The 11,432-nt window shown below is 71.2% G+C and carries 8 protein-coding genes; 1 reads left to right on the top strand and 7 read right to left on the bottom strand.

Translation table 11 applies throughout. The features are described 5' to 3' along the window. The 7 genes from AC5LUJ_RS20315 to AC5LUJ_RS20285 form a co-directional block, all read right to left on the bottom strand. Positions 1 to 1,625 (bottom strand): glycosyltransferase (locus tag AC5LUJ_RS20315; RefSeq protein WP_493465529.1); only part of this gene is annotated, 1,625 nt, incomplete at its 3' end. A gap of 193 nt (positions 1,626 to 1,818) precedes the next feature. Beyond that, positions 1,819 to 2,475, bottom strand: a complete 657-nt coding sequence (locus AC5LUJ_RS20310; protein WP_250284097.1) for an SCO family protein — start codon at positions 2,473 to 2,475, stop codon at positions 1,819 to 1,821. A gap of 277 nt (positions 2,476 to 2,752) precedes the next feature. Continuing rightward, positions 2,753 to 3,181: a hypothetical protein gene (locus AC5LUJ_RS20305; protein WP_250284099.1), complete on the bottom strand. Its 429-nt coding sequence runs from the start codon at positions 3,179 to 3,181 to the stop codon at positions 2,753 to 2,755. Continuing rightward, entirely contained in the window at positions 3,178 to 5,148 is a 1,971-nt protein-coding gene (locus AC5LUJ_RS20300; RefSeq protein WP_250284100.1) for a galactose oxidase-like domain-containing protein, read from the bottom strand. Before AC5LUJ_RS20300 ends, AC5LUJ_RS20305 begins: the two co-directional genes overlap by 4 nt. Further along, entirely contained in the window at positions 5,145 to 6,437 is a 1,293-nt protein-coding gene (locus AC5LUJ_RS20295) for a glycosyltransferase (protein WP_250284102.1), read from the bottom strand. The genes AC5LUJ_RS20300 and AC5LUJ_RS20295 overlap by 4 nt, the downstream gene beginning before the upstream one ends. Before the next feature lie 1,024 nt (positions 6,438 to 7,461). Beyond that, positions 7,462 to 8,949, bottom strand: a complete 1,488-nt coding sequence (eutB, locus tag AC5LUJ_RS20290; RefSeq protein WP_250284104.1) for an ethanolamine ammonia-lyase subunit EutB — start codon at positions 8,947 to 8,949, stop codon at positions 7,462 to 7,464. Positions 8,950 to 9,079: 130 nt separating this feature from the next. Then, a complete protein-coding gene (locus AC5LUJ_RS20285) occupies positions 9,080 to 11,143 on the bottom strand; it encodes a pyridoxal phosphate-dependent decarboxylase family protein (RefSeq protein WP_493465528.1) in 2,064 nt (687 codons plus the stop codon). 33 nt (positions 11,144 to 11,176) lie between these two features. Here AC5LUJ_RS20285 and AC5LUJ_RS20280 point away from each other — a divergent pair. Beyond that, positions 11,177 to 11,432 (top strand): hypothetical protein (locus AC5LUJ_RS20280; RefSeq protein ID WP_493465527.1); only part of this gene is annotated, 256 nt, incomplete at its 3' end.

Genomic DNA, 11,432 nt, shown 5'->3' with positions numbered 1-11,432 from the left:
GCGTCGGCGAACTCCCGGAAGGCGGCCTCCTCGGTGAGCGTCAGCATCAGCATCGCGAGCAGCGGCAGCCAGAATATGATCACAATACCCACCGGGGCGCTCAGGAAGAACGTGAGCAGCATGGAGGTCGGCAGGATCAGGCCGGCCAGGGCCTGGAAGAACGGCATCAACAGCATCTCGGCGGCGAGCACCCGCTGCCGCCAGCCCGGCAGCCGGCGCCAGTCGCCCTTCCGGAAGACCTGGATGAAACCCATCATCCAGCGGGTGCGCTGCACCACGAGTTTCCGCAGGCTTTCCGGCGTCTCCTCCTGGGTGGTCAGCTCGGGATGGTAGAAAACCGCGGTGGTGACGCCGGCCACCGAGGCACGCACACCGAGGTCGCAGTCCTCCGTCAGGCAGGAGACGTCCCAGCCGCCGAGCCGGTCGAGAACCTCGCGCCGGACGAAGACGGTGTTGCCGCCGAGCGGGATGAAACGCGCCTTCGCCTGGTAGCGCAGCCGCGACATGAACCAGATGTAGTATTCCAGGCAGTTACGGGCCCGCCACCATGACGTCCCGCTGTCAGCCCAGTCGACCAGCGCGCGCAGCGTCCCGGCGGATTCCGGCCGCCGCCAGCGGGGGCCGCGGACGTTCATCAGCTGGACGCCGCCCTGAAAGATCCCGGTTCCCGGATGGTGCACGGCCAGTGTGTTGACGTAACCGAGCAGGCCACGGGCGATCAGGGACTCCGCGTCGACGATTCCTATCAGCTCGCCGTGGCAGTGCTTTCGCGCGTCCTCGAGGGAGAGCGGTTTGCTCCGCTGCGCGCCGCTGGGCGTGACAATTCGTACGTTGGGGTACCGGCCGGCGAATTCCTGGGCCACCTCGCGGGTCTCCCGGTCGAGGTCGTCGTCCGACACGACGACGACAAGCTCGAACAGACGCGACGGATAGTCGCCGGCGAGCAGCTGGGTCAGCGTGCGCCCGAGAACGGGTTCCTGCCGGGCGGGCACGATCAGCGAGAAGGTGTACCGGGGGGACTCCTGATCCTCCAGGTCGACGTGGTCGACCCGGTCGGGCAGCTGCCAGCCGTACTGTGCCCGCACCAGCGTCAGGCCGGCGATCAGCAGCATCGACAGCGACACCGCCGTCCAGATACCGACCGCTATGTCTCCGCGACCGCGGTACAGCGCCTGCGCCGTTTCCGCGAACGGCGGCCACGCGGGCAGCAGCAGGACACCGTGCAGAACACGGACGGACGCCGTTGTCAGAGTGGAGCCGAAGACGAACCAGTAACACACCAGCAGGTGCGTGGAAACCACCAGAAGGGCGCAGAGCGCGGCGGCCAGCAGATTACGTGGGCCGGCCTGCCCCGTCGACGGGGAACTGGCCGCCAGCTCCGTCAGCGCGGTGAACAGCAGCCAGCCGACCGATTCGGCCGAGACCCGCGCGATGACGAGCCTGAGCCGGCTGCCTTCGCGCCCGCGCCAGGTGAAGCCGCGGTCCAGGCCCCACAGCAGGCCGGTCGCGGCGGCCACCGAAAACACGTAGCCGGACCGTCCCCAGGCCCCGAAGAAACAGCCGGCGAAAGCCATCAGCGCGACCCGTGCGGCAGCGCTCGTCCCACCGGCCACGATGAGACGCAACTGCCCTGGCATCCTCGTCAGGAAAGCGTGAAGCGACGGTGGCGCGGCAAGCGCCTGGTTGAGGTTCACTGATCCCTACCTGAGTGGTCGGTACGAACGGCCGGCATCGACCGGGCGGCAACGGCCGGGCGGCAACGGCCCGGGACCGGGCACGAGGACCGGGCATGACGGCCCGCTGTTCTCCCGGGCCTCCTCACGGGCGTTCTCCCGGAGCGGTCACCAGCCTCGGCAGATCGGCCGCGTAGTCGGCAACCGTGGAACTGGCGAAATAGAGAACGTGTTGGACGTCGTCGGCGCCGTACGCGGCGACCTGGGCCGCGTGCGCCACGTCGTACTGGCCGCCGGGCGCCTGCCGCGTCCGCGCGAGCGGTATGCCCACGGCCTGCTGCGCGGCGTCGATCTGCGCCGGCGAGCCGGTGAGCCCGATGAACGAGGCGTCGAACTGGTCGAGCCACCTGCGGAGCACCTCGGCGGTGTCCCGCCCCGGATCCGTGGTCACGAAGACGACCGTGAGCGCCGGCCCGGCACCGGTGCCGGCCAGCCGTTTGGCGGCGGCGATGTCGGCCATGGTCGTCGGGCAGACGTCCGGGCAGTTCGTGTAGCCGAAGAAGAGCAGGGTGGCCCGGCCGGCGGTCCGCCGCGCGAAGTCGAAACCGTTCCCGGCGGTGTCCAGCAGGGTGAACGACGGCCGGGAGCGGGAGACCTTCGGGACGGTCCCGTGCCAGCCGCCGGTGGCCGTGGCGACAGCCGCCGGCGGCCGTACCGGCGGGCTGCCGGCGGGGTGCGTGGGCTCGCCCGTGGCGCAGCCGGCGCTGCCGGCCAGACAGACGGCCAGACAGAGCAGCGCCACGGCGGCGGATCCGCGCGGGGCCCGCCTCACGGCGTCGGCCCGGCCGGTGCATCGCAGGGGGGCATGTTCCTGGCCTTTCTGAACGGCTGACCGGATCGGGACAGCAGAGCTGTGCCACGGGCCGCGGACCCGTGGCCCGTGGCCCGTTTCCGGCCATGGACAACAGGTGCGGGCCGACGGGATTTCCGCGCCCGGGATTTCGGCGGGCCGGCCCGGCCGGTCGCCGGGAATCCGGGGAATCCAGGGAATCGGGGAAATCGGGGAGGACTCGCGAGGCCTAGTCGGCGCAGACCGTGGTGCCGCGTGGGGCGGTGCCGCCGGTGCCGGCCAGGTTCTTGGTGTCCGTTCCCGTCACCTTCAACGGCCCGAAGCCGGACTTCCGCAGGAACGCACAGTTGACCGGAGCACCACCGGGGGCGACCTTCGGGACGCAGACGTTCGAGTTGTCGCCGGCGTTCACATAGTTGTGGTCGCAGCCGTCCACCCACAGTGTCGCGGGTGACGGCCGGCCGTTTCCGTGCGGCTGGATCCGGCCGCTGAGATCCCGGTTACCGGCCCCGAGCGTGTGCTTGGCCGCGACCGGCCGGGCATCATCGCCGGCACCGGCCGGCTGGCCGAGAACACCGGCCGCCCACAGGCCGGCGACGAGCAGGCCCACCGTGAGAAACACCGTCGCCGCGCTGAGAAGGATTTTCCGTCGGGTCATCCGACATGCACCCACTTCGCCACGGATGGTACTCCGTTCATATCCTGGGCGAACATCATGTAGTAACCGGCAGGAATGATGTTCGGATTACTCGGGACCGTCACGCTGATGTTCGGCCCGGTGCCGGTTATCGGCAGGTCGACGCTGCGCTGGTTCGGGTCCGACTGGTGGGTCACCGACGCCGGGCGGATCAGCGTGACCCGGCCGATGTTCCCGCTCACGGCCAGGTTCTGCGTCGACCCGAGGTCGAACTGCTCGGCGGCGGCGGTGATGGCCGGCCGCGGCCTCGACATGTACCAGGGGGAGTAGACCGAGATACCCAGGTCGAATGCCCCGGTCGCCGGGTTGTTCCCGATCGACGCCACCCGGCCGTCCGGCAGGAGGAAGGACTCCGAGTGGTACATCCGTGCCAGCGGGTCGGCCGGCATCGGCGTGAGCGTGTTGGTGACCGGATCGTACATCGACGCCTCGTGCACGGCGTACTCGGAATAGTTGTGTTTCGCCCCGCCGGTCTCGAACACCTTTCCGTCGGGCAGGATGACGGCGCTGACATACATCTTGGCCGCCGGCAGGTCCGGCCCGGCCGTCCACTGCGGGTCCTGCTGGCGCAGGTCGATGACGTCCGTGTGACTGGTCGGGCCGAGGTCGCTGTAGGTGTTCCCGCCGCCGAAGTCGGCCACCTTCTGGGCCTGGGCCGGCGGCAGCAGCACCGTCGCGCCCTGGTCCCGGAAGTCGATGTCCCGCAGGCCCGGGACATCTGTGATCGTCCCGGTGGCGATGTCGTAGATCTCCGATCCCGAGGTGTTCGGCAGCGCGTTGCCGAAGGTGTGCGTCCCGGCGTAGAAGAGCCGGCCGTCCGCCATCAGCACCATGTTCGGGTAGAGGCCCCAGTAGAAGTATGTCTGCGGTACCTCGTTGAAGGGCTTCCACTGGCCCTTCCGGGAGTCGAACATCTCGACGGCGACGTTTCCGGAGCCGTTCTCGTTGAGCCCGCCGGTCGCGAACACCGAACCGTCGCCGAGGTTCACCAGGGACGGGTACCAGTGCCCGCCGCCCGGCATGTCGTCGATCTTCGTATAGGTGTTCGTCATCGGGTCGAAGATGTAGCTGATGGCCAGGCCCTTGTAGTTACTGGTCGGCGTCGGGTACTCCAGGGTCCCGCCCGCGAGCAGAATCCGTCCGTCGGGGAGCTGGGTGTGCCCGGCGCAGAAAATGTCCTCCTGGGTGGGCACGTCGACGAACTCACCGGTCGTCGGGTTCCACACCTTCGAGACGAACTGGTTGTTCGTCGCCGCGGCCCCGTCGTTGCCGGAGCCGGCGACGAGCAGCACGTTCCCGGTGCGCAGCACGGTGGCGTGCACCGAGCGCACCGGCGACTGGTAGGGCAGGACCTGCCAGGAGCCCTGGCAGCCACCCGTGCAGCCACCCGGTGGCGGCGGAGGTACCGGCCCGGGATCTCCGCCCCCGCTGTAGCCGGCACGCACCAGCCCGCCGCCGACACCCTGGTAGTACTCGACGGTCACCTTGTGCGTTCCGGCGGCGACGGGCCTGGTCGCTGTGAAGGTGCTCGCCCCCTGGTCCCGCCATTCGTCGATGACGGGGGCGTCGTCGAGATAGACCCGGATTCCGTCGTCGGCCGTGGCCGTGAACGTATAGTTCCCGGCCGCGAACAGCGCGTTTCTGGTCCACCGGACGGAATATCCCGTACCGCCGATGCCACCGGTCCCCGGACCGGTCTCCCCCCAGTCGAACCTGATGGTGCCGTCGCACCGTGAGTCGGCCGGCGGCCCCGTCAGCGCCGGGTTGGCGAAATAGTCGCCGGCCCATTCCTCGGGCGCGCAGGTGACGGCCTTCGCCGGTTCCGGGGCTATGACGACGACGGCGACCAGTTGGACGGCGGCCGTGGCGAGCAGCGCGGCGAGCACGCGACGCCGGCCGGTCCGCCGCCGTTTTCCGGGCCCGGTCACGCCTCGGCCTCCCCCATCGCGCCAGTTCCCGTCGCGCCGGCGGCCGCGTGGCGGCCATCTCGGGAATGCCTGCGGGCCGGCCGCTGGCGCTCGCTGTAGATGATCCTGTCGACCAGCACGTAACGAACGGAGACAGCGACCGCCAGTGTCGCGAACGTGGCTGCCGGAACGCTTGTGTGCCACCGGTCGACGAACAGCCCGAGCAGTGGCAGCCGGATGACGAGGTCCAGGTTGTTCAGCACCGCGAAAGGCACGTACCGACGGGCCCTGGACCGGTTCCCGCCTTCCCAGACCAGCAGGTCGCAGCCGATGAAATTCCAGAGGATGGCAAGCTGCGTGGCGAGCACGGCGGCCGCCATGTAATGCATTCCGGCGTGGTGCAGAAGGGCGGTCCCGGCAATGTTCGGCAGGGTTCCGGAGGCGCCTACGAGAGCGAATCTCGCCGCCCTCGGCACCCGCAGCGAGAACAGCCGCCGGGCGAACCGGACACCCTCCGACACCGACGCGTTCGACTCGCCGGCGTGCCGTTCACCGAAGACGTAGCCGACCTCGACGACACGCAGCCGGCCGGTGCGCACCAGCAGCTCGAGCAGGATCTTGTAGCCGTCCGGGCGGAGCCGGTCGAGGTCCAGCGCGGCGACCCGGACGAGGAAGAAACCGCTCATCACGTCCGAGACACCACGCAGCCGCAGCGGGAAGACGAGCCGGGACAGCAGGTTCGCGCCGGAGGACACCAGCCGGCGCGCTCCGTTGGCAAGCCCCGAGGCACTTCCCCCGTTGACGTACCGGCTGCCGATGACCACGTCGACATCGCCGCTGACAGCCGCGGCAAGCAGCTCGGGAACGACCTCGGGCGGATGCTGGAGGTCGCCGTCGAGAACGACGGCGTAGTCGGCATGGCACAACCGGATGCCCTCGGTGACGGCTCCCCCGAGGCCACCCGCCCGGTGGGGCGCGGGCCGGTGATGGACCCGGACCCGCATCCGGACGGAACGACGCAGCCCCATGGCGATCTCAGGCGTGTTGTCGTCCGAGTCGTCCACGAAGATGACCTCGCTGGGCAGCCCGGCCAGCGCGGCGTCGAGGCGGCGCAGCAGCGGCTCGACGTTCGCCGCCTCGTTCCTGGTGGGCACCACGACCGAGACGACCACCCGTTCGTCCGGCCGGTAACCGGGAAAGGATGTGGTGGGCGTGGCCGAAAGCACCGCCGAGGAAGCTCGCGGCCGTGGCACCAGGTCTGCCAGGTCTGCCAGGTGGGCATCGAAGACACGCTCGTCAGGCACACTCATCCGCTGATCTCCCCTGGTTCGCGGTGGCCGGCCACCGCGGCCGGCCACCGCGTACACGAGTTGCCGCGACCGGTTTCCCGGTACGGCGTATGAAATGTTGGCGCGGCCGCTTCCCGGCATATGCCGTTTCCCGGCGTATGCCGTCCGGTCGGCCGCGGAGTGCGCGGTCGTACTTTTCCGCCCGCTCGGCGGCCGACCGGAGCCCGGGCGGCCGAGGAACGTGCGATCGTGCTCTTTTTCGCGCCCGGGGTCCCACCCGGGTCTCCGGAAAGGCCGGTCCGGCTGGTCCGGGCGGCTCGGCGGCTCCGGGCGGTCCAGGCGGCTCGGCAAAGCCCGGGACACCCGGAGCGACGGAGAACCGAAAATGACGTGTGTTGTTATTGCTCTTCCGGGTCCGGGCCTTCCGCCGGCCGGGAGAATCCGCCGTGCGCGCCGGTACGGAAGAAAACTGGTTACGCGGGCCCGGCCCACGTGAAAAGCATGCCGACCACCGTGGCCCGGAACACGGTGGGCCAGGCCCGCGGAACTTCAGCCCGTTGGTCCGGTCACGGCACGACGACGGCGAAACGAACTAGGAATACAACCCCCCGGATCCACTCCGGTGACGCAAATCGTGATCGGTGTGCAGCGAACGTATCAGGAGACGATCGAGACCTGGACGGCCATCGGTGTGACACGTGCGTGCCGGACGGCATCCAGCAGCGGCGAACGTGCTGTAAAAACCAGCGAAACTACTCTCGGTTATTGCTCGACGTGCGGAAACTACCAACAGTAATCAGTCTTGTTTCCGTAATCACGCACCGATTACAAGCTATGAACCGTGCCACAACAGGCGCCATCGGGCTCCGCACAGACGTTCGCCATGCCCGTTCCGGACGTCCACCGGGCAGGCCACCCCGGAACACCCGTGGGAAGACGGGCACCACGCACCACGAATGCACCACGACATGCACGGCGGCATGCACAACGACATGCACGGCGGCATGCGGTGACATGTGGCGGCACGCACGGCGGCAGGACGGATTTACGACAGTCTTGCCCAGTCCAGGCCGTCCTCGAGGAACGCCGCCATCGGCTTGACCGGATCGACGAGCCAGCGCTCCGGCGGCGCGCCGAGCCGGCCGGCGCGGCGCGGCGAGCCGGCCGGCTCGGGCAGGCCCTGCCCGCTGGACAGGCCACGGTCGGCCAGCCAGGCGGCGAACTCCGGAGCCGGGCGCAGCCCGAAGAGGTCCCGTACCCCGATCGCGTCGTCGACGCCTGTCGTCCCCCGGCCGGCCGCCTGGCCGGACCCGGTCGCCTGCCTGGGCACGGGACGGCCGGGAGGCACGCCCGCCGCGTGGTTGCAGCCGGCGGCGGCCAGCAGCATCAGCAGATCGTCACCGGTGTTCCGGCCGTCGTCGGCCCGGCCGGCGCAGAAGACGTCGCAGCCCATCGGCAGGCCCAGCAGCTTGCCGACGAAATGATCCTCCAGCCCGGCCCGGATGACCTGTCGAGGATCGGACAGATGGTCCACACCACCGAACCCGACCACGGAGTTCACCAGAAAAGGATCGAAGGCACGGGCGACCCCGTACGCCCGCGCGGAAATCGTGAGCTGGTCCAGGCCGTGATGCGCCTCCACCGGGAACGCGCTGCCCTGCCCGACCGCGAAGTACATCACCTGGTCGCCGACGAAGTCACCGGCCCGGTCCCGATGATGTTCGAGAACGGCCCGCCGGCCGGCCTCCAGCAGGTCCAGCTCCACCCCGAAGGCCCGGTTCGCGCTTTCCGTCCCCCCGAGCCGGCTGAACAGCAGGTCGAGGGGCGCGCCCGCCTCCATCGCGGCGAGCTGGGTGACGAGCCGCCCGAGAACGCAGGTCTGGGTCGGCACCTCGAGCTGCCTGACGAGCGAGCCGAGCCCACGCAGGGCCCGCTCCAGCCGGGCGGCCGACTCCATGGACGTGTCCACCTCGAGCACGGCGTCGCCGCGGCCGGACATCAGGCCGTCCAGCGCCGGCAGCAGGATGCCCTCAAGGTCGTCCAGCGGATGGTTCAGGCGGACGTGTACTCCGAACACGCCTGTCTCACCCATGGTGTTCCGGCAGCGGGTGACCGTCCGCAGCGGTTTCGCGGCGATGACCAGCTCCCGGTCACTCATGATTTTGGTGACCGCCGCGGCCACCTCTGGCGTTATCCCGCCGGCCAGGCCGGAATGCCACCGCACGGGAAAGTCCGGCCGCAGCACCAGATCGCGGAACTCCCCGACGGTCAGGCAGGACAGTGCGCCGAAGCACTCCGCGTCGTGGACACCGACGATCAGGTCGGTGACGGCGTCGTCGATCAGCGGTGTCGCGACGATCTCCGACAGCCGGACGTCGGCGAGCGCCTGCCTGGCCGCCAGCCGTTCGGCCGGCGAGTACGCCGCGAGGCCCGCCATCCGGTCGCCGGCCTTCTCCTCACCCGCCTTGGCGAACAGTTCCGCCAGATCCGCGAACACGTACCGCTCACCATGCACGACCGAATGGAAACCCACGGCCCATCCTCTCTATGCCGGTTTATGCCGGCCCCGGGTTGCGGCCACCACTCCCGGCTCCGGGAGCATCGCACGGCCGCTGACGGCCGACGACGACAGCCATACGCCGAAGCGCTGACGGCCCGTGACATCAGCCCCGATCTTCGGCGTCACCGGCCTCGATCACGGCACTCAGCAGAGCATCGACGTCACTCGCCGTGGCAGCCGGGTTCAGCAGGGTCAGCTTGAGGTGGACCGAGCGGTCCGGCCCGAGCTCTGTGCGTCCCACGACGGCCCGGCCGGAGTCCAGCAGCCGTCGCCGCAACCGGGCGTTGATCCCGTCGACGTCGACGCTACCGGCGGCGGGGCCGGCGGCGGGGCCGCCACCGGTGGCAGCTACTGGCAGATAGCCATCGGCGGCGGCGGCTGGCGGACGGTCGGTGGCGGCTGGCGGACGGCGGGCGGCGGCGGCTGGCAGATAGCGGAAGACGACCGTGCTGAGGGTCACCGGCGCGGCCAGCTCCAGGCGCGGATGGGCGCTGATCCGCGCGGCGGCGTGGCGGGCCAGGTCATGGCAGGCGTCCACCAGCCGGCCGAGCCCGTGGCGTCCCAGCGCCTGGAGCGTCACGGCGATCTTGAAGGCGTCGGCGCGCCGGCTGGTGCGCAGCGAGCGCCCGAGCAGGCTCGGATAGCCGGCCAGCGTGTCGTCGGCCGCGTTGAGGTAGGCGACCTCGTCCGCCAGCGCCGCCCAGCCGCTCGCGTCCCGGGTGAGCAGGACCCCGGCCGCTATCGGCTGCCAGCCCAGTTTGTGCAGGTCGAGGGCGACCGAGTCCGCCTCGGCGATCCCGTCGAGCAGCGGGGCGAGCCGGTCCGACAGCAGCGCCCCGCCGCCGTAGGCCGCGTCCACGTGCAGCCAGGCGCCGTGCGCGCGGGCCACCTCGGCCACCGCCCGCAGCGGGTCGATCGCGCCCACGTCGGTCGTGCCGGCGGTCGCGACGACCACCGGGGCGAGCCGCCGGCCGACGCGGCCGGCGTCGTGCCGGGCACGCGAGACCGCGGTGTCCAGGGCGGACGGGTCGAGCCGGTGCGCACCGTCGGTCACGACCGGTACCACCGCGTCCGGCTCCAGGCCGAGCACCGCGGCGGCCCGTCCGATCGAGAAGTGTGCCGCGGACGAGCAGAACACCCGCACGGCCGGCTGCCCCAGCGCGCCGGTGCCCCCCACGGACGCGCCCGGCGGAACCGGGCCCGAGGGAGCCGGGGCCGGCGGAAGAGGGCCCGATGGGGCCGTGCCCGGCGGAGATGAGGCCGTGCCCGGCGGAGCAGAGCCTGATGGAGCCGGGGCTGATGGAGCCGGGCCCGAGGCGCGGAGGGTGTCGCGGGCCAGCATCAGCGCGGTGAGGTTGGACGCCGTGCCGCCGGTGGTGATCGCGCCGGTGGCCACGGCGGGATCGAACCCGACCAGCCCGGCGAGCGTGGCGACGACCTCGGTCTCCAGCGCGGTGGCCGCGGGCGCCTGGTCCCACGAGTCCAGGGACGGGTTCAGCGCCGAGACCACCAGGTCGGCGGCGACGGCGACGGCGAGCGGCGGGCAGTGCAGGTGGGCCGCGCAGGCCGGATCGGCCGGATCGACCGCCCCCCGCGCGAGCATGCGGGCGAGCCCGGACAGGGCGGCGGACGCGCCGATCCCCTCGGCGGGAAGCGTCCAGCGGGACGGGACGGGACGCGCCCGGGCCCCGGGTGCGCCCGAAGCATGACCGGGGCCGGCTCGGCCCGTCAGCGCGTCGTGGACCCAGCCGGTCACATCCGCCGGCCCGCCGGGCGGCAGAGGGCCGCCGCGAGCCGTCGTCCCGGCCGCGAGCCCGTCCAGCGCGATGGCCACCAGCGACCGCAGCCGGTCGACTCCACCGGCCCCACCTGCCAGCCCGGCATCGGCCAACCAGGCATCCGCCTGGTCGGCGCCGGCCGGCACAGCGCGGCCCAACGCGCCACCAGCCGGCACAGCGCGGCCCAACGCGCCATCGGCCGGGGTGGCGTGTCCGGCGTCAGCAGGCGCGGCGGACGAACGGCCGTCCCCGGGCGGGATGGTCACGGTGCCGTCCCGACCGTCCCGGCCGGGTGACCGGCCCCAGTGCGCCGCGCGCGCTCCGCGAGCCCGAGCCCGAGCCCGTGGCCGTGGCCGTGGCCGTGGCGCAACTGCGCCGGAGCGACACATCCCACTGTTGTGACTGGCGAGTTGACGTCCAGCATGAACTTAGGCTTACTTAAGAACATGCGCCATTCCAACGACGGACCGGCGAAACCCACCGCGCTCCCCGTCCCCGACGCGATCCCCGGCCGTGCCAGCACCAGCGGCCACCCCATGAACGGCCGTGTCGCCGGCCTGGTCCCTGGCCTGGTCCCTGGCGATGTTCCCGGCAACCATCGGCGGGCCTGTGCGGCGCCGGCCGGCCGGCCCGGTCGGGAAGCCGTGGCATCCACCCCGCACCCGCCCACCGCCCACC

Source organism: Protofrankia sp. CiP1_Cm_nod3 (assembly GCF_982290655.1).
The sequence above is the reverse complement of the archived record's forward strand: the minus strand, read 5'-3'. Positions and strand labels throughout refer to the sequence as shown.

Bases quoted from the DNA above. Each gene is read 5' to 3' on its own strand.
- AC5LUJ_RS20295 (WP_250284102.1), bottom strand. From the start codon at position 6,437: ATGAGTGTGCCTGACGAGCGTGTCTTCGATGCCCACCTGGCAGACCTG.
- AC5LUJ_RS20285 (WP_493465528.1), bottom strand. From the start codon at position 11,143: ATGTGTCGCTCCGGCGCAGTTGCGCCACGGCCACGGCCACGGCCACGG.
- AC5LUJ_RS20305 (WP_250284099.1), bottom strand. From the start codon at position 3,181: ATGACCCGACGGAAAATCCTTCTCAGCGCGGCGACGGTGTTTCTCACG.